The organism is Thalassospira sp. MCCC 1A01428, from assembly GCF_002115825.1.
GTDB lineage: Bacteria > Pseudomonadota > Alphaproteobacteria > Rhodospirillales > Thalassospiraceae > Thalassospira.
Genome location: NZ_JFJZ01000003.1, coordinates 249,071 through 266,202 on the forward strand (window position 1 = coordinate 249,071; position 17,132 = coordinate 266,202).

General features: G+C 55.6%; 19 protein-coding genes and 1 tRNA gene. 4 read left to right on the forward strand and 16 right to left on the reverse strand.

Going from position 1 to position 17,132, the window contains the following annotated elements:
- The first annotated feature begins 200 nt into the window (after positions 1 to 200).
- Together THS27_RS04135 and THS27_RS26860 are read left to right on the forward strand one after the other, a co-directional pair.
- A tRNA-Ser gene (locus THS27_RS04135) sits at positions 201 to 290 on the forward strand.
- 447 nt (positions 291 to 737) lie between these two features.
- On the forward strand, positions 738 to 914 hold the full coding sequence (locus THS27_RS26860) for a hypothetical protein (protein ID WP_168184820.1): 177 nt from the start codon (positions 738 to 740) through the stop codon (positions 912 to 914).
- A gap of 55 nt (positions 915 to 969) precedes the next feature.
- On the opposite strand, the gene THS27_RS04140 is transcribed toward THS27_RS26860, so the two are convergent.
- Positions 970 to 1,770 (reverse strand): DNA adenine methylase, encoded by an 801-nt coding sequence (locus tag THS27_RS04140; RefSeq protein ID WP_085588138.1) that lies wholly within the window; start codon positions 1,768 to 1,770, stop codon positions 970 to 972.
- A 131-nt stretch (positions 1,771 to 1,901) separates the two neighbouring features.
- Between THS27_RS04140 and THS27_RS04145 the strand changes: the two genes are divergently transcribed.
- On the forward strand, positions 1,902 to 2,468 hold the full coding sequence (locus THS27_RS04145) for a hypothetical protein (protein ID WP_085588140.1): 567 nt from the start codon (positions 1,902 to 1,904) through the stop codon (positions 2,466 to 2,468).
- A 4-nt stretch (positions 2,469 to 2,472) separates the two neighbouring features.
- Here THS27_RS04145 and THS27_RS04150 read toward each other — a convergent pair whose 3' ends face one another.
- From THS27_RS04150 to THS27_RS04175, 6 genes are read right to left on the reverse strand one after another with little or no spacing between them, the layout of a single operon-like run.
- Positions 2,473 to 2,889: a transglutaminase-like cysteine peptidase gene (locus THS27_RS04150; protein ID WP_085588142.1), complete on the reverse strand. Its 417-nt coding sequence runs from the start codon at positions 2,887 to 2,889 to the stop codon at positions 2,473 to 2,475.
- A complete protein-coding gene (locus THS27_RS04155) occupies positions 2,880 to 3,080 on the reverse strand; it encodes a hypothetical protein (protein ID WP_085588144.1) in 201 nt (66 codons plus the stop codon). Before THS27_RS04155 ends, THS27_RS04150 begins: the two co-directional genes overlap by 10 nt.
- A 9-nt stretch (positions 3,081 to 3,089) precedes the next feature.
- Complete coding sequence (locus THS27_RS04160) at positions 3,090 to 3,323, reverse strand: hypothetical protein (RefSeq protein ID WP_085588146.1); 234 nt, start codon at positions 3,321 to 3,323, stop codon at positions 3,090 to 3,092.
- The gene (locus THS27_RS04165) at positions 3,320 to 3,697 is read right to left on the reverse strand and encodes a hypothetical protein (protein ID WP_085588148.1); all 378 of its coding nucleotides are present in this window, start codon (positions 3,695 to 3,697) and stop codon (positions 3,320 to 3,322) included. The genes THS27_RS04160 and THS27_RS04165 overlap by 4 nt, the downstream gene beginning before the upstream one ends.
- Positions 3,694 to 5,868 (reverse strand): hypothetical protein, encoded by a 2,175-nt coding sequence (locus THS27_RS04170; RefSeq protein WP_085588150.1) that lies wholly within the window; start codon positions 5,866 to 5,868, stop codon positions 3,694 to 3,696. The genes THS27_RS04165 and THS27_RS04170 overlap by 4 nt, the downstream gene beginning before the upstream one ends.
- On the reverse strand, positions 5,858 to 10,231 hold the full coding sequence (locus tag THS27_RS04175; protein ID WP_139835465.1) for a hypothetical protein: 4,374 nt from the start codon (positions 10,229 to 10,231) through the stop codon (positions 5,858 to 5,860). Before THS27_RS04175 ends, THS27_RS04170 begins: the two co-directional genes overlap by 11 nt.
- Before the next feature lie 58 nt (positions 10,232 to 10,289).
- On the opposite strand from THS27_RS04175, the gene THS27_RS04180 reads away from it, so the two are divergent.
- Positions 10,290 to 10,634 (forward strand): hypothetical protein, encoded by a 345-nt coding sequence (locus THS27_RS04180; RefSeq protein ID WP_085588154.1) that lies wholly within the window; start codon positions 10,290 to 10,292, stop codon positions 10,632 to 10,634.
- A 5-nt stretch (positions 10,635 to 10,639) separates the two neighbouring features.
- Here THS27_RS04180 and THS27_RS04185 read toward each other — a convergent pair whose 3' ends face one another.
- The 9 genes from THS27_RS04185 to THS27_RS04220 form a co-directional block, all read right to left on the reverse strand.
- On the reverse strand, positions 10,640 to 11,053 hold the full coding sequence (locus THS27_RS04185) for a C40 family peptidase (RefSeq protein WP_085588156.1): 414 nt from the start codon (positions 11,051 to 11,053) through the stop codon (positions 10,640 to 10,642).
- Positions 11,054 to 11,055: 2 nt separating this feature from the next.
- Positions 11,056 to 11,568: a DUF1833 family protein gene (locus tag THS27_RS04190; RefSeq protein WP_168184821.1), complete on the reverse strand. Its 513-nt coding sequence runs from the start codon at positions 11,566 to 11,568 to the stop codon at positions 11,056 to 11,058.
- Positions 11,561 to 11,929 (reverse strand): hypothetical protein, encoded by a 369-nt coding sequence (locus THS27_RS04195; RefSeq protein WP_085588160.1) that lies wholly within the window; start codon positions 11,927 to 11,929, stop codon positions 11,561 to 11,563. Before THS27_RS04195 ends, THS27_RS04190 begins: the two co-directional genes overlap by 8 nt.
- 5 nt (positions 11,930 to 11,934) lie before the next feature.
- Positions 11,935 to 14,844, reverse strand: coding sequence for a tape measure protein (locus THS27_RS04200; protein ID WP_085588162.1), 2,910 nt, complete (start codon positions 14,842 to 14,844; stop codon positions 11,935 to 11,937).
- Between the two features lie 3 nt (positions 14,845 to 14,847).
- Positions 14,848 to 15,141 (reverse strand): DUF1799 domain-containing protein, encoded by a 294-nt coding sequence (locus tag THS27_RS04205; protein WP_085588164.1) that lies wholly within the window; start codon positions 15,139 to 15,141, stop codon positions 14,848 to 14,850.
- 71 nt (positions 15,142 to 15,212) lie between these two features.
- Complete coding sequence (locus THS27_RS04210) at positions 15,213 to 15,548, reverse strand: hypothetical protein (protein ID WP_085588166.1); 336 nt, start codon at positions 15,546 to 15,548, stop codon at positions 15,213 to 15,215.
- Positions 15,549 to 15,620: 72 nt separating this feature from the next.
- Entirely contained in the window at positions 15,621 to 16,550 is a 930-nt protein-coding gene (locus THS27_RS04215; protein WP_085588168.1) for a phage tail tube protein, read from the reverse strand.
- Between the two features lie 5 nt (positions 16,551 to 16,555).
- The gene (locus tag THS27_RS27560) at positions 16,556 to 16,681 is read right to left on the reverse strand and encodes a hypothetical protein (protein WP_256376746.1); all 126 of its coding nucleotides are present in this window, start codon (positions 16,679 to 16,681) and stop codon (positions 16,556 to 16,558) included.
- A 22-nt stretch (positions 16,682 to 16,703) separates the two neighbouring features.
- Positions 16,704 to 17,129 carry a hypothetical protein gene (locus THS27_RS04220; protein WP_085588170.1) on the reverse strand — a complete coding sequence of 142 codons (426 nt, stop codon included), beginning with the start codon at positions 17,127 to 17,129 and terminating at the stop codon, positions 16,704 to 16,706.
- Between the last annotated feature and the right edge of the window lie 3 nt (positions 17,130 to 17,132).

The window sequence follows — 17,132 nt, forward strand, 5'->3', positions numbered from 1 at the left end:
CGGTCCTCTCTGAGGGTTATCTTAATAATAGGGTGATACCAAACAGCTGACAAAACACCCCCCTCCCGACCCTGCCAAATCCGCGTCGAACCGCTCCCAAACAGCAATTTCAGAGTCAAAATCAAACGTTTTGTTTTTTCCCTCTTGCAATCTGGCGCACAGACCGTTAAACAGCGCCTCGAACGCCAGACCACACATGCGGAGAGGTGCCGGAGTGGTCGAACGGGGCGGTCTCGAAAACCGTTGTACTAGCAATAGTACCGTGGGTTCGAATCCCACCCTCTCCGCCAGTCCCGTCGATCACCGCACACCACCATACGGTATAGCGAACCGCCGTTTCCAGGCAATTCTCCGATACTTCCGTGCCCAGGCCGACAGCGCGTTAGCTTTCGACCAGATCAAGACCTCCCTTTCCGTCCGAGCGAACGACCTCTTCTGATGAAACCGGTCGTCCGTGCCTTGCCGCCCCCCGCCGCCCCCCCGGTCGGTTGACGCCAAATATGAGCCAACAGCTTAGCCTTTCCCCAGAGCGGATGTAGCGCGCCACATGGATTTGGAGTGGTCGCCACATAAAATTGGAGCATAGCAGTTTCACCTGCTGTGCTTCTTTTTTTGTCTGGTTGTAGTGCAATCGAACTTCGCAAAATTGTTGCTCTCTTTCGACTGGCAATCCCCGGCGAACCGAGCGGTACTGTCCTTACCGCAAACGATAAAGACCAGCGACCAGGAGCACAAAGATGAATAATTTAAACCAGCTTTTTGAACAGATCGCCCGCGACGAGCTGTTTATCAACACGCTCGAAACCAAAGGCCATGACAGCAAAGATTTTCATGATGTTGCTGTATGGGGCTTAAGAGCCGCCTTGCGCCGCGCCTATGAAGCAGGGGCGCAGAGCACGGCCAAAGGCAACTAACCCGATTTACAATGAGAAAGAACCGCCGGGGCATCATCGCCCCGGCTTTTTTGTGTCAGGTGTTTGAGATGATCAATTCACCAAAGGCGCGCCTGCTTTCGGCCTGTCTCGCAATCGAATAATTGACCTCGGCTGCTTGCATTGAGAAGCCAGCGAAGATTTGGCGGATCTCTGGCACATCGTTAAGAGACAGAATAAAACGCCCTGAGAGGCCTCTTAGAAGCTCTGATAGCCTCTCAAAATCAGCCCGTTCAAAGACATTTTTGCCATAGTCATTCTCGCCGCCAAAATAAGGCGGGTCGAGGTAGAATAACGTCTCTGCCCGGTCATAGCGCGTGATGAAATCACCATAGGGCAAACATTCAATCACCACGCCCGACAGGCGCGAATGCAGATCATCGAGCATTGGCCCCAGCTTGGTAATATCAAACCGCCCCGGTCGTTCGACCGATACCCCGAAATTGCGACCAGACACCTTGCCGCCAAACGCTGTGCGCTGAAGGTAAAGGAAACGGGCTGCCCGTTCGAGGTCGGTCAATGTGGTCGGATCGGTTTTGACCAGGCGTTCGAACTCCGCACGGGTCGTGATCTGAAACTTCATCATCTCCATAAAGGGCACGTAGTGGCGCTGGAGGATGCGATAAAACGTGGCCAGTTCCCGGTTGATGTCGTTGATCACCTCGGCCTTTGGCTGGCGGATTCGACGGAGAAAAACCCCGCCCATACCCACAAAAGGCTCTGCATAGGTGGTGTGATCGATCTGATCAATCATCACCACCAAACGCTTGGCGAGGTTGCGTTTGCCGCCCAGATACGGGGCGACGGGAAGAACAGGCGCAACTATTTGAGTCGACATAGCTAAACAAGTCTTTCTAATCTGTACCCGCCGTTGCAACGGTGGCGGGGCGATTTATTCGTGGGAGCTGATCTCTCCCGGTTCAAGGTGCGTCAACACCTTGGCCCCCGCCTTCAAAACAGGGGTGTTCTATGACTGTGCGCATTTCGATCTGGCAACGTATCAAATGGCGCTTTGGCCATTGGACATGGCAAAATTTCAAGAAACAGTTTCAGGTAGTTGAAGGCATTTCGCCCCACGAATGGGAAGACTATTACTATCAAAACCATAACAAAATAGAATACGAAGACGAACGAAAGCGCACGACTGTGCCCGTTGAAGAGGCATGGGACAAATTGCGCGAATGGCTAACCAAAGGCTTGTCTGGAGGGCTCATATCTTCTCTTACGCTTGCTGGCTCGCAAACCTATTCCAATGGCTTAAGTCGTAATGTGTTTTGGTTGATCGTTATCTTCGTTGTGGGTTTATTCGCCTTGTTCTTTAGACAACTTTCAGTCATTTACCAACGAGCTTTTGATCGATCTGGGAGCTTGTCAGGCTACGCTGCAGATGAGCCCTATTGCGCGCCCCCGTATCTTGAAAAGGTTGCCAGGATCATGGATTGGGTCGCCCTGTTTTGCCTGATCTGTGGTGGGGTTTCTGCAATTCTTGTTCTCTACATTTTGACTAACCACATTGGCCACACATCGTTGCCGTAACAACTCACACATCCTCAATCCTGACCCACTCCTGATCCATCGGTTTGCCCCACTGGCTTTGGGCGATGAAGTGATAGGTGCTGGCGAGATCGGCGTAGCCTTTGACGCTGTCCTGGCGGTTATCGAGGATATAGACGCCGCGATCTGTATTGATCATGAGAACAAGATGCGCGCCGCCGGTTTCGGTCAGGCAGTAGGCGACTACCTGGTGTTCCCAGGCGATCCCTTGTTTGATCAGTTTTTGTGAGCACCACAGCGCAAAATCCTCACAATCCCCTTCGGGCCTTTTGTCATCGGGAATGCACCAGTATTCCTGCTTGCCGTGCAGATCGATGTCAGCGCGGTAATCAAAGCCGGTGCGGGCCTGCCAGTGAATATCGCGGATGATGCCCCATAGTGGCCGGGTGAGCTTCAGTGGCATTGGTCGGCCTCCGGGTTGCGGGCGCAGAAATCAACCGCGCCATGCAGCGGGGCGTGGCTGCCCGAAGTGCTGGGCCGTCCGCCGGGTGGTGGCAGTTCCGGGTCGCAGCCAGCAAGCGCCATCAGCCCGGCCATCAACCCGCACAGCAGGATGCAAGGGGCAAAAAAGTGGCCAAGGGATGTGACTGTCATTTCTGCCCCCTAAGCCGTGCGTTTCCAATGATAGACGGTGGTTTCGGTGGTGTCTGCCGCCGTTACCGTGGTGGCGCCGATCTTCTCCCATGTACCGGGAGAGGCTGGCGCGGTGTCGTTTACTGTCGCCAGCACCTGACCCGGTTCAGATTGAACCGCACCATCGGCCTTTATCCCCTGTGCTTTTGTGGCGAATTTTTTAAAGCACAGCTCAAGCGTCTTTCGGAGTTCGCTTTCCATCATGCCCACCTTACGAGTTGATTTCCGGGAGTAATTAGCAAGCGCTCTCCGGTCGCATCGAAATGCGCCTGATCAAATGCGGTAATGATTGCGTGAATGCGGTCATTGCAGAGCACATTCATATGGAAATGGTCGTCGATCTGCGCGGGTGTCACGATGTTTCCGGTGTCATCCATTTCCGGCTGAGTGATTTGTAACCTGCCAATCGGCACCAACTGCCATTCATGGGTAGCTGCGATCCAGTTCTGCCCGTCGTGAAACAGGCTGTTTGATTGGGTTTCGCCGGTCTGTTCGTTTGTGGTTACGGTAGACAAGGCGGCAATCATTGCGGCCTCGCTGGCCGCAACAAGGCACAAATCATGGTTCAATGGGGTCATTTCGTCACCATTGCGTTGAGATCAGCATCAGGGAGATAGCGGTTGTAGACGGCAAACCGTTTTAAGATCAGCGGCCAGCCATAGAGGTAGCTATTGTGCCCGAACCGCATTTGACACAGGCCAGCGGGCATTTTTTCTGGCGTGGCAGTGTTAATGTTCGTAGCATCTGTCTTATTCAGACGCAAAGTGTCCGTGTTAAATTCAAATATGGAAAGTACGTTCGTCACACCAGTTCCGCCGCTGTAAGCTGATGTCTGCCCACCATTTGCATGGGGTAATACCGTTAGCGCTCCTGAATTGGGAGATTGATACATCCGGTAGATATTATTGGTCGTACCGTCATTAATCTCAAAAACAGACGTGACCCCACCGTACTGACCGGCAAGCGGGTTTTCGGTGTCCAGCAGGATCGTGTGCCCTTCAGCGTCACTATCCCACCCTTCAAACGGGATCAGTTCGGTTAGCTTTAAATCGCCCCAATAAACGTCAGTATTTGACGGAACGCTGTCTGCGCGCAGGTGCAACGCGACCGTACCGTAGGGGATGGTTATGTCGCCTGCGTAGCCGGGATTAATTTGACTTAATCCTAAAGAAACACCACCGGCACCGATAAAATAGAACGACCTGGGATAGCCATTATCTGCGTGGAACAGCAGACGAAAACGCTTTCCCTGCCATGCTTCAGGGACATCAACCCCCGAGATGACCGCCCCCACGGTGGGGCTTGAGACAACAAGCCCGTGCGTTGCGTCTTGTGAAATCACACAATCATTTTTCGGATAAAAACCACTAATAGATGCAGTGAAATCCTGTTCAAAAATGACGCCAGCCTCAATCGGCCCAATGGTTAAAACATCCGCTGCCAGAGCCGCCGATGCCCCATCAGTGTCTGCCCCGACGAAACGACCGGGGAATGATGATTTTTCGACCTGTGGCTCGGTAATTCGCAACGTCAGGTCAATCGGAAGCATTTCCGGAACATAAAGAGACAGCCAGAAAAAGAGCGACGGGTTTGCCTCTACGATTGTGCGTGAGGCGACCACATGTTCAAATTCTGTCGATAGCTCTTTTTGCATATACCCGTAGGTCCCTACGTGAGCGCCAATCGCCTCAACAACCCCACCACCGACTGTACTGATATTGGTGAAACTCCCAGCTATGGCCTTAATTTTGAATTGGCTGATCCATGTTTCACCCTGATTTGCCCCATAGATGAATGGGTTTGCTAACCGAAAAATAGTCGTGCTAGGCGTGCCAAAAAAGCGAATATCAAGGTACTTGAAACCTTTATCATACCCAGTGCCGACAATTTCTGTCTGCACGTCGCCAACGTTAGAAAGCGACCAACCTGTCGGTAAAACCCCGCCTTCACCAACAACCCCCGGCACCGCACCTGACCACATCTGCCGTGTTAGGTATGTTGTCGTTGCCGCGCCATAAACCTGCTTACCCTGATACGACAGCGTTGCAGGGTCATACTCGTCAGCCGGTCCATCCGGGCCTGTCCATGCACGGTGGCCTAGCGCATCAATATAAGGTGCTGACTTTCCGCCCCGCGAAAACACAAAAGGCGCGCCCAGTGGTTGCCCCGGAACAGCCAGATCAAACAAGGCCGGTTCGGTTTCGCTCCGCCACGCCGGTTCTGTCGGAATGGCTTTAAGCAGGGCTTCCTCATAAAGCACCTCCCCAAGTGAAGCCAAACCAATCAGCACCGAGGACAGGGCCGGTGTCAGCAATGACAGCTGAAGGCTGACTGTCGTTTTATCGGTCCCGGCCACGTAAGACGCCACCGACACCACGCTATGAATTTGGTTGGTTCCGTGCATCAACCGCAATACAAGACCCGACAGGTATTTGGCCGTCTGATCGCCCGGTACGGTGAAGCTCTGCGCGTTGACGTAAGTCGGCACATCACCCGAGGCGATCCATGTCATGTTTTTCAGGCTGTCAAATTTGAGACTGCCATCGTCATTTATTGCCACTGCAAGCCGGTCTTTGACGGTCGCTTTCGAGCCGCGCGCCGCCACAACCTCGTTTTTCGTGCTGGCCAGCGCAAGGTTCTCCTGCGCTTTCAGGCGGTCGTTAACATCATTAAGGTTGGATCGCGTCGCATCCAGTGCCTCGCCAAAGGTGCCCTCACTTGCACTGGGTTTTGTGGGGTCAAAGGTCATTTTTTACTCCTGATGCGTGCCAGACGAATTTTGATCCGGCAGTGCCTGTAATTTGAAAACCCGTTTTGGAAACCGATGCCGTCACCAGGGCAGCACTATCGCCGTTCTCCGCCGTGACTGTCACAGCGGGGATGACAGCAAAGGTGCGGTTGAATGTCACGGTATCAGGCGGTGTGCCGCTGATGGTGCCGGTCCCGGCGTCGATCTCGTCCGGGGCATCACAATGGATGGTGATGTCCGACGCATAGGCCTCAATCACCCAGCTTTGTGCTGTAATCCGCACCCGAACCCGGCCATAACGCGCCGTGCCATCCCAGTGCCCGGCCACGGCAGTAGCGTCTGAAAGGTCGCTTTGCTGGCCAAGTTCCAGAACCACCCCGATTGTTGCCGCGCCATCCGCCCTTAAAAGCCGGTTATCAACATTCTCAAGCACGCTGGTGGGCACATCGTTCCAGTTGACGATGGCAGAATAATCAAGGATTTCCGCCTTTTGATCCGACCACCACACGCCGTGCAAATCTTCCCCAAAATCAACAATTTCCGATACCCATTCCGCGATGTCGGTTAATTGCGGCCCGACAAACCAGCTGACCGGCAAACTGGCCAGCTCGCCGGTCGGCACATCGGCCAAATCCCAAAGCCCGTTAAACAGTTCAACATCATTGGCACTTTCCGGGTCGGACCACGCGGCACCAACAATAGAGGGCCGTCTGATCTGCCCGCTATCGGTGCGCCCGATAGACCCGTTAAAACTGCCCCCTGTGGTCGGCACCGCAAGCGACGCTACCGCATTGGGTGCCCATGCGCGGTTTTGCGTCAGGCGGCGTGTGACGGGGGCAGATCGCGTGCCCTGAAAGTTGGCGGCCTGAAGCGTAAAGACATATTCCCCCTTAAGCGGCACCGGAACCGTGGTCGCCGATCCGGCAAACTCGATCTCCTGATTAGCCGCCAACGTTCCGCCAAGGCTGGCCCCCGCGCTTACCGGCGTTGCTATCGTTAGTACAAATTTATCAGCGTCATTCTGCGGGTCGGTCGCGATTGTCGCCATGCCAGAGGCAAAGGATAATTTGACATTGCCCGGAGTGGCCGGTGCGGCGAGCTTGCCTGAAACAAAGATGGTGCCAAAGCTGCTCTCGCTGACCGCCAGCCGGTTGCCAGAGGGGGCCACCGCCACCACCCAAACCCGGTATGACCGGCCTTGAAGCTCAACCGGGATCGTGATGTTGCGCGCAATCACCGGGGCATAGAAAACCGCGCTGTCATCACCCATCGCGATATGCACCTGATAGCTGGCAACCAATTGCCCTTCGGCGGGACGCCAGGACACCAGCAAGGTGGACTGGGTTTCATTGCCAATCCGGGTGACTTTTTCCGTAATCACAAGGTCCGTCACCGGTCCCGGCGGGGCGGCTAACCCCGGTGTCGGTGCCGGTTCGGGATCGGGGATGGCCACCTGATCGGCGAGGTGGATTTCGGGGGCGGCATCCACCAGTTCGACCAGGGCATGGAAATCATCACGCCTGGCGATATTCTTGACCAGCATGTCCCGCAGCTCATAGCCGACAATGCCGAACTGGAAGTAATTGCCGGCGACCGGAGCACTCTCCGGGTCAGCAAAGTCACGCGGGGCGACCGGGTTATCAAGTGTCAGCGTCAGATATTCACCCGCCTCATGCGTGACGGTGCTATAGGCCGTGCCGCCTTTGGCCAGCCACATGCGAACACAATAATCATGTTCCCCGTCAAAGGGGACGGGCTGATCAAGCGTGATAGTGACAACATTGCCATCCTCATCATGGCTCACCGCCTTGATGCGCCCGCTAGCAACGCCAATTTTAGGCACGGGATGCGAAACCCCCACCATGCTGCCGAGCCCGAAACGCAAATGCTCATAGCCGACAATGGCCGTCGTGGTTTTTTGCCGCAACTGGGCGACCGCAAACCAGTAGCGGCCCTCGCGCCAGGCAAGGTCATCGCCATCGCAGCCTTCCAGTTCGAGGGTTTCAAACAAGGTGGCATTGGCGAATGAAAACCCGTCCCGATAAACAATCAGTTCCCGGTCGTTTTCAGCTGCGTCACGCCATTGTACCCGCAACCCGTGCGGCAAATTCACGAAGGTGCGCTTGCGGGTTAGCGACAGGCAGTTTTCCGGGCCTAAATATGAAACCCGCACCGGGTCCGGGTCTTCCCAGATCACGCTATATTTGCCCGCCACCATAACCAGCTGCGCCCGACAGGAAGATAAAATGTCCTGGGCGCGCCGGGTCGCCGCCCGACGGTCGCGAAAATACCCGCTATAGCGAAAATAGGGCGTGTCCGATGATTCCGGGTCGATATGGTCCGGCAAATCGCTTTGCGGCGGCTTGCGGGCACAAAAATCAGCCAGCGCCAGCCACATCGGCAGATCAATCTTTTCAACCCCGCAGGGCTGCGCCACCGCTTCGCCCATCAGACACCAAAGGGCAGCCCATGCCGGGTTTTTGGTTTCATGCCAGTCCCATGTTTGCGTATCGCGGTCATAAACCGGCAGCAACCGGGTTGCCCGTGCGCTAAACCTGTCCAGCAGCCCTTGCAACTGGTCGCCCGCCTTCGCGCGGAAGCTGATCGTGGCAATGCCTTTCTTGTTCAAAGGCTGCTGATGGATGATGCTTTTAACAGCGGTGATATACAAATCATCGCGCACGCGGGTGCTGTCGCTATCGGCGGTCAACCGCCTTGTGCGAATGGCGTAGCGCCCATGTGACGGCAAAGCAATCCGTACCGACCGGCGCACGGAATTTTCGCTCGCCGCCGTGATGCTGAGGCTGACGCGCTCGACATTGGCGGCTGTCGTCATGTAGGAAATTTCCGGGTCGTCATACATCAGCCATGTCGGATCAGCCGCCGGGAAATTGTTCGGTATCCATTTCGGATTGCTGCCCGAGACCCAGTAAATATCGAGCAACACCGCAATTTCGATACGTCCGCCTAACGGCGGTGTAATCGTCTGTGTTTGCGAAGCCCCCGGCGCAATCTTGCTGCTTTGCCAATACAGGGCAAAACTCGATGGTGGCTGGTTATCCGCCGTCAGCTCCGCGTGGTCAGGGTCATAGCTGCGCACGAAAACCTTATATTGATAGCCCGATAAGGGGCTGGAGCCGAAATAAGACCCGGCACGGGAAAACAGTGTAATCGTGACCGGCCCGTTGACCGCATAATCGCTGCGATAGACCACCCAGCGTTTACCGACCGGGGCGAAAACACGGGTGAGAAAGCTGCTGGCTTCAAGCGGTGCTGCCGAACTCGGCGCAGAGACAAACTCTTCATCGACATCAAGGCGCTTGATGTCGATCTTGGCTTCCACCGTGCGGTTTTGCCGGTTGCCATTGTCATCGAAATAGACCAGCCCGGTGCAGGCATAATCAATCACCAGCTCATCAGCTTCGCGGCTTTCAACAATCACCGGGCTTTGGTTGGTAATGCGGATATTGTAATTGTCGGTCTGCGGCTGATCGGCAAACAATGCCGATGGCGCGTCATCCATCCAGCCTTCGCGATATTCCAGCTCAACATCTTCAAAATTCTCGACCGGCGTTGTGCCAAAGCGCGGTTCGGAAAACCGCATCGGGCCATAGCCACAGCCCAGCGTCACCCGCGCATAAACATCGTCGCCGATATTCTCGGTATAAAACTCCGTCACGCGCGGCGGCGTGATCCGCTTAACGCCATAAAGCTGCGGGATCGGGCCGTAAGGATCGGGGTCGTTGGCAATGCCATCCAGCGACCAGGTGGGGCTTTCGCTATCGCGGGCAAAATCACCACGGGCGGCAGAGATATTACCGGTCGGCGGCGGAACGATGGAATTGATCAACACATTGCCAATCGCCGTGACGGCGGCACCGGCAGCGGCACCGATGGCAGCAGAGGCTGCGGCACCGTACCCGGCTTGACCCGCAGCAAACGCTGCCGCACCACCCGTATAAATCGACACTGCGATCACAACGATGGTTAGCAAAATACGCACGGCACTTTTGCCGCCACCACCGCCGCCGCCATAGGGCTTAATGGCAATCGCCAGCGACGTGCCGGGCTTGACGCGCACGCGGTGCCAGTTCACAACCGGAATTTCGATCTGGTTATGGTGCATGTTCCAGTCACTGACCCAGACCGTCAAGGCGAGCTGACGCAAGGGCAACCCCTGATCGTTGATATAATGCGGGTTAATGCCCCCTGTTGCGCGCAACTCCAGCAGAATGTCGGTAATGGTTTTGCCCTGTGCAGGCAGAACAACCTCAATCGGTGTCGGGTCAAAAAGCGACCTGCCCGCAAGGATGCGAATGGAACCATCTTCTACACTGTTCAACGGGACGAGCATTTTAGACATGACAGCCCCCGCAACCCTGAATAGTCTTTGAAAACAAGTTTAGAAAAGGGGCGTTGAAATGCGAAATCTGATTACTGTTATGTGTCTTTTGATGCTGACAGCCTGCGGGGCAAATAGCCTGCAAGAACTGAAAGCAAGCTCTTATCACCGAACAACTATTGTCGATGGTGGATATCAGGATGTTTTCAGGTGCTACACGCCGTACATGTTTGGCGGTCGCGGGCACATATACACTGATCGAAAGGTTGCCGAGCACGTTTATGCGACTGATGGCACATGGTACGGAGTTGCTCAATTTACCGAGGTTACGCCAACCAGCACCAAAATCGAGATGTGGCACAAAATCGAGAGCATCATTGATCGCGATTATGCTTGGGCGGTAGGTTGTGCACAAAAGCCCTGAAACCATCACACACCCCTATAGGCATAAAAGCCTTCAATCCGGCTGTCCGGCCATGCCGGGGCGGCCAGACGCTCACAAACGACGATGCCCGCATCGCTATCGGCATGAATGATCAGGCCATCGCCGCACACCACGCCAACATGGGAGGGCACCCCGCCGGTCAGCAACATCACCACACAGCGATCTTGCGGGACATCCAGTTTGCGCCACAGCGGCATTTCCCCGGCGAACAAACGGGAAATGCCGCGCACATCGCGGGGCTCGAAGGTGTAATCAAGCAGGGGTAATTCATTCCCGGCCTCGGTTTTTTCCACCAGCCAGTGCAACCCGTAACAATCCACCCCGTCAAAACCCCGTCCGCGCCTGGCAAAGGGAATGCCGACATATTTCCGTGCCCAGGGGCTGATCCCGACAATCATGCTCAAACCCTCCGCGTGAAGATGTTAGGCGCAATCGACGCATCCCAACTGTCTTTAGGGTGCGGTTCGCGGGTCATGTGAGGGTCCATTACCAGCGTGCCCTTGATCTCGCCCTGGTCATAACTCGCACTTTCAAGCTCCAGCGAGATCGGCCCGTATTCCGTCACATCCGGGCGCGAATCCGAAAACACCGACAGGTCAAACACGGGTGAAACCGACATGGTTTCAATTGCATCGGCAATCGGGGTTTTGCCGTCCTCATCCGGGAAGTTCGACATACCCAAGTCAAGCCGCGGCATCTCGCCTGCTGTCTCATCAGGCAGATTGAGATCAAACGGCAGTGCCACATAGGTTTTGCCCAGCCGCTGCAAATTCTCGCTGTTATTGATCACATGCAGCGTCTCGGGCATTTCTGGATGCGAAATATCGAGCGCGGTCAAAAAGACCTCGTCAATATCCTGTTGCTGTACGGCCTTTGTTGCTTCCGGGCTTAACCGGCCAATGTCATCAACCACGTTCGAACTCCAATTCGTAAACAACCTGCCATTCCTTGCCGTTCTTGATCGGCTTGGGATCAGGGTTAGCGTCCTTACGAAACCAGAAGGTCAGTTCTGTATTGCGGCGCGGATGAAGAAAGGAAAACGGCTTCAAACCACCCTCCAGCGTCTCCCAGAACCACGTATCGAAAATCGCGACCTCGGCCCGTGTCATCGGCACGGTGACATTCAGGGTCTGGCGTGGTGGTTTTGTGTACCGCTTCATCCGGCGCGGTTTGCCGCTATCGGTCGCACTTTCAAAAAAGTTCAAAACGTAACTTTCACGATACCCGTTAATCAGCGGGTCTTCGGGCAGCGATGCAGGATAAGGCTCAACCATGTGCGCTACCTCCTGATCAGGGCTTGAGAGGCGTTAAATTGCGAACCGATCTGCTTGCCGAGCGACCCATTGGCAATGTCGTTCGAGATCATCGGTTTGAGCAGAATATAAAGCTGTTGAACCCCGTTCTTGCTGCCCCGGCTTTCAACGCTGGGCTGCCCCATTTCCTGCCCGGTCTGGTTATCGAGTGTGATCTCGAATTTCGGCTCCAGCATAATCATGCCAGCATCGCCATTGCCCGATGACGTGCTGCCCTTGCCCGCATTGAAAATGTGCCGGGGATTGTTGCGCGTCAGAACTTCCTCGTCATCCTTGATCACCGCAGCAAGCTCGCCCGGTTTCAGGCCGGGAATGCGCCCGGTATGGAATCGCGGGGCAGCATCAAACAGGCTATTGGGCAAAACGCGCGGGTTTTCCCCGCCGGTGCGGCCCAACCCGCCCGAATGAAAAGACCCGACCGCCGATGTGTTAACGCCGGTTCGGCCAGCGCCATTGTAATGCGCGGCACTGCTACCGAAACCCGTGGTACCGCCAAAGCTGAAACCACCAATAAAACTGGTCAGAAAATCACTGGCAAACCCGGCAATCGGCTTGGCGATTTGCTGCTGATACATCATGCGCAAAATGTCGTTGATGATGCTATTGGCCATGTCGCCAAAGGCCTGCGAGAAGGTCTTGGTGCCGCGCGTCAGGCTTACAAAAGCATCCTCACCGGCCTTATTGAAATTGGTTAAAGCGCGTTCGGTCTGGCTGGCCATGTCGCTGGCCTCTTCGCCAATCTCGCGCAGGCCCCGCTTTAACCCCGCCTGCCAGTCAGTCGAGCCTTGCTCAATCAGGTGCTGGTAAACTTCGTCGGCTTCTGCCTTGAACTCGGCATAGCCTTTCTGATTGGCATCTAACCCCTTGATCGCTTCTTCGTACCAAAGTTTGGCCGCAGCAATATTGCGCTCCTGGGGCGGCAGCAGGTCCAGATAACCCTGCTTGATGCGCTTGATCGCATTGGCGTGCGCCGTTTGCTGCTGGGCGGTGATGACCGGCGTGTTTTTACTGGCATTCGGATTGTTTTCGATGCCGGTCGCGGGCTCTGGCTTGGAAACGGGGGCAGGTTTTGCCGCTGCAATCCGGTCCTGATAAAGTTTTCCAGCACGGGTGCCAAGATCATTAATCACCGGCTCGGCCACCTTTCCGCCAGCCTTCCATATATCGCCCAGCCAGTCGCGAGGCAGATTGCGATCGACGATATTCTTGATCTGTCCGCCAAGGTCGGAGCGGCCCAGTGCATCGGCAGCAGCAACGCCGATTTCCTTTAGCGATTCCTTGGCGAAGTTGGTGGTCTGCCCAAAAAACTCGCCGATCTTGTCGGCCACCATCGCAGCGGTTTTAAGCAGCCAGGTGTAATAGTCGCCAATCGCGTCAAACAGCCATTTGAAGTTTTTATACAGGTCATCAACCAGCAGGCTGCCGATCTCGCCGATACTGACAAAGGCCCCGATCATGCCGTTGATATTGTTCCTGGCGATTTCGGCAATTTGCTGCCAGATGCCCCCCAGTTTCGACGCCCACGGGCCGTTGGCATAGTCTTCGGCGGCTTGCCATGCCGTCGCACTGGCCTCCGCCATCCAGCCATAACCGGCGACAACTGCATCACGCGTCATCTCCCACGCGGCCACCACGTAATCGGTCACGGTGGCGGTTTTGCCGTTAATCTTGACCGTCTCATCGCCAAAGGCGACAACAGCCGCCGTTGCCACCCCCAGCGCAATGGCAATCGCCCCGACCGGTGTAAAGGCAAAGGCCGCCAGCCCTGCCGCTGCCTGCAAAGCCGCACTGCCAATGCTGATCAGGGTTGATGCGGTTTTGACCGCCGCGATACCGGCCAGAACCGATAAAACTTCATGCCCGTTTTGAATTACGAACTGCAATCCATCGCTGGCAAGTGCCGTGCCCTGTGCCAGCAGTTCACCAAAATTGGCAGCGGCCTGCTCGATCTCCGGGCCTTTAAGCAAAGCCGTAATATCGCGGATTTCCTTTGCCAGCGTCTGACCAAAACCCGATGTGTAGGCGGTGTTGGCGCGATCTGTGATGACATTCATCATACGGTTCCATTCGGAACTCGCCCGCCGCGTGGCCGATGGCAAAGCCTCGCCATATGTCTTGCGCAATTCGGCGGCAAATTTCGGCAGGAAGTCTTCCGCCGTCACCTGACCCAGCTCCAGCATCTTGCTCAATTGCTGGGTCGAAACGCCCATCGCCCGCGATGCAATCTGAAACGCACCGGGAATACGCTCACCCAGTTGGCCGCGCAGTTCTTCAGCCTGTACGGTGCCTTTAGACATCACCTGGGTAATCGCCGTCAGCGCGCCCTGGGTATCGGCAGATGATTTATTTAAAACCACCATCGATTCCGAAACGGCCTCGAAAATGTCGCGCGCCGGTTGCCCTTGCAGGACGGTGCCCTTGGCTGCCGCAGCAACCTGGCTATATTGATCGGTGGTGGATTTAAGCGCCAGGCCCAGCCGGTCAGCCTGGGTTCGCACATAGTCCATTTCGGCAGCGGCTTTTTCATGCGTTCCGGCAACCGAGAGCAAGGTGCTTTCATAACCATCAAACGCATTGCCGGTTTTATAGATATCGCCGACCAGCAAGCCCAGACCCAGCGTTGCAATCGCATTGCGCATGTTCAAAAACATGCCGGTGACATTGCGCCCGTTGGCAGCTAATCCGGTAAAATCTCGCCCGGCCTTGCGGGCTGCCCCGCCCATGCGGTCAAGGTCACGACCCGCGCCCGTGGCCTTGTTTCCCGCTTTGGTGCTGGCATCGCCCAGTTTATCCACCTCGGCCTTTGATACGCGGATATCACCGATAAAACCCTTGGCGTCGGCTTTCAGACGTGCGGTAAGGATCAGATCACTCATAACCTACCTCGCCCGCAACTCGGCAAATCTTCCAATCGCGGCCTGTTCCATGATCCGTAAATCCGCGAACAGCTCGGGCGTGATGTTTAATTTCGCCCATCGCGCCGCCAGCTCGACCCCGGCATAATCCAGCCCATAGGGCGCGCCATTCGCCGCTAACCGCCATTGTGTCGCAGCAACCAAGAACAGCTCTACCGCAGGCCAGTTTTCGGGCCGCACGGCGAATTCCTTGTTTTGTTTTTGCTGCTGTGAAAGCCATTGGCTGATCTGGTCCTCTGACGCGCCAAGGGCGCGCATGTCTGCAATCAGGGTTTCGGTGTCGTCGCTTGAATGCTGCTCGCCCGCCGCCCAGTGGCGCGCAGCATCGATCAGTTTTTTGTTTTCTGACCCGATAACCCGTTCCAGAACGCGGTAATCAAAGGCAACGCCACATAGGGAATTTTTGACAGCATCTCGCGCAAGGATGCCGTATCGGTCTCATCGTTGCCGTCTTCGTCCTTGATGCCGTCACAGCCGATAAAGACGCGATCCAGCAAAACGCGGTCCTTGTTGGTATCTTCGGCCTCATACAGTTCTTTGGCTTCATCGCTATCAATCGCGGCAAAGGTGGCGGTAAAGCTCTCGGCCTTGAAACCGGTATCGGTCGGCACCTTGACCTCAATCTTGCGTTTGAAAGTGTGGTTTTCGCGAAGAACAAAAGACATGGGGAAACTCCGTTAAAAGCGGTCTGAAAGCCCTCTCAAAGGGCAATGAGAGGCCAGTTAATCAGGTGAATGTCAGGTGAATGTGAGGGTGATTTCGTCGTCGCCTTCATCCGGCGTTGGCGTCAAAGTCAGCGCCATCATGACGGTGCCGTCCTCATTGCTCTGGCTCGGCGTTTTAAGCTGAACTTTGGGCATGTCGACTGTGACGATATTGCCTGCCGTGATGCCGTGAACCAGTTGCAGCGCATCAAGCGTCGCAGCCTTGACCAGACTGTAAAAGTTCTTGGCCGAGATAAGCGGTTCTTCAAAAGTGACGGACCCGCTCATCTTACGGTCGGAAAACTTCACTTCCTCGGAATTCATGCGGTCCCGGTGATTGATCGTATTGCCGAGGTTAAACGTGAATGCCGTTGCAACAGCGCTAAAGCCATGCAGGGTGAAGGTTGGCGTGTTGGCATTGGTGACGGGCAAAGCCGGAATAAAGCCCGAAAAATCGGTTGTTGGCAGGGATGCTGATGCGGGCTGTGTCCACAATCCGACGAAGCTGAATTTAAACACCGGCAAGTTGTTGGCATTCATTTCAACAGTGACATTGCCGCGCGCACCCACCAGCTTGAACAGATTGCCGTCACGATTGAAATACAGGCTGGCCGACTCTTCATCTTCCGACACCGGATTATAAGCAACCGATACACCCGCATCGACCACTTCGGCCATCGCACAGGCCCGTAACAAAGGACCAAAGGCCGGGGCCGTGCCCGCAACACCGGACCCGGCAATTTCCACGGTAAAATCACAAGTGACGTGTGTGTTCACCGGCACCGAAGGGTCGGCACCCAACGTTGGCCGTAGCAACCCGCGCTCAACCTCGTCCCCGGCCAGCGGCGTAACCGTGGCTTCCGAAATCTGGATCGCGTTTGCCGCCCCGGTCGGGGTGGCATCGGTGCCATAAGTCGTTTCCAGCTTGGCCAGAATAACTGTCTTGCGCCATTTGAGGCTCATCGAACCTACTCCTTGTTCTTGGCAGGCTTCGCAGCCGGCTGAATTTTTTCAGAGGTCACCGGTTTGCCCATATGCTCGGTCCGCGTGACCACGCCGGTTTTCTTGTCAACTTCGTAGCGACCGCCCTTCATGACAGGCTCCTTTCCCTAAAAATCAGGCGCGAAATTCATCCTTCGCCTGGTACGTGTCCTGCCAAAAGGCGACACCGTCTTTAAATCCCAGAAGCTTCCCCTGTCGCAGGCCGACCGGTTCAAATCCATTGTCCGGTTCCCAGCCGATCAGGGTGGTGCGGATTTTGGCGCGCAAATCTTCCAATTCGTCCGATGTCTTTTCGCCAGTGGGGTCATTCGCACCCTTCACACACAGCACCACGGCAACATCGACCGTTACATTCTGCACAAAGGCCCCGACCGCTCGGGTGTTGGGCGTGGCACTATCGGCGGCAAGAAAAACAAATGTGGCTGGAAACGTGATCAGGTTGCGCCCGATCGCGGCAAAATCGACCGTACCCCGCACATCACGAAGCGCGGGAATTTCAGCCTTCAACCGGGCGCGGATCAACGGGGCCAGGTCCGCCATGAT

Excerpts from the sequence above, each read along its gene's own strand:
- THS27_RS04195 (WP_085588160.1), bottom strand. The coding sequence starts at position 11,929 with ATGGTTGAGCCTTATCCTGCATCGCTGCCCGAAGACCCGCTGATTAAC.
- THS27_RS04180 (WP_085588154.1), top strand. The coding sequence starts at position 10,290 with ATGCGAAATCTGATTACTGTTATGTGTCTTTTGATGCTGACAGCCTGC.
- THS27_RS04150 (WP_085588142.1), bottom strand. The coding sequence starts at position 2,889 with ATGCCACTGAAGCTCACCCGGCCACTATGGGGCATCATCCGCGATATT.
- THS27_RS04165 (WP_085588148.1), bottom strand. The coding sequence starts at position 3,697 with ATGACCCCATTGAACCATGATTTGTGCCTTGTTGCGGCCAGCGAGGCC.
- THS27_RS04185 (WP_085588156.1), bottom strand. The coding sequence starts at position 11,053 with ATGATTGTCGGGATCAGCCCCTGGGCACGGAAATATGTCGGCATTCCC.
- THS27_RS04170 (WP_085588150.1), bottom strand. The coding sequence starts at position 5,868 with ATGACCTTTGACCCCACAAAACCCAGTGCAAGTGAGGGCACCTTTGGC.
- THS27_RS04145 (WP_085588140.1), top strand. The coding sequence starts at position 1,902 with ATGACTGTGCGCATTTCGATCTGGCAACGTATCAAATGGCGCTTTGGC.
- THS27_RS26860 (WP_168184820.1), top strand. The coding sequence starts at position 738 with ATGAATAATTTAAACCAGCTTTTTGAACAGATCGCCCGCGACGAGCTG.
- THS27_RS04215 (WP_085588168.1), bottom strand. The coding sequence starts at position 16,550 with ATGAGCCTCAAATGGCGCAAGACAGTTATTCTGGCCAAGCTGGAAACG.
- THS27_RS04155 (WP_085588144.1), bottom strand. The coding sequence starts at position 3,080 with ATGACAGTCACATCCCTTGGCCACTTTTTTGCCCCTTGCATCCTGCTG.
- THS27_RS04210 (WP_085588166.1), bottom strand. The coding sequence starts at position 15,548 with ATGTCTTTTGTTCTTCGCGAAAACCACACTTTCAAACGCAAGATTGAG.
- THS27_RS04220 (WP_085588170.1), bottom strand. The coding sequence starts at position 17,129 with ATGGCGGACCTGGCCCCGTTGATCCGCGCCCGGTTGAAGGCTGAAATT.
- THS27_RS04200 (WP_085588162.1), bottom strand. The coding sequence starts at position 14,844 with ATGAGTGATCTGATCCTTACCGCACGTCTGAAAGCCGACGCCAAGGGT.
- THS27_RS04160 (WP_085588146.1), bottom strand. The coding sequence starts at position 3,323 with ATGATGGAAAGCGAACTCCGAAAGACGCTTGAGCTGTGCTTTAAAAAA.
- THS27_RS27560 (WP_256376746.1), bottom strand. The coding sequence starts at position 16,681 with ATGAAGGGCGGTCGCTACGAAGTTGACAAGAAAACCGGCGTGGTCACG.
- THS27_RS04205 (WP_085588164.1), bottom strand. The coding sequence starts at position 15,141 with ATGCGCGCCCTTGGCGCGTCAGAGGACCAGATCAGCCAATGGCTTTCA.
- THS27_RS04175 (WP_139835465.1), bottom strand. The coding sequence starts at position 10,231 with ATGTCTAAAATGCTCGTCCCGTTGAACAGTGTAGAAGATGGTTCCATT.
- THS27_RS04140 (WP_085588138.1), bottom strand. The coding sequence starts at position 1,770 with ATGTCGACTCAAATAGTTGCGCCTGTTCTTCCCGTCGCCCCGTATCTG.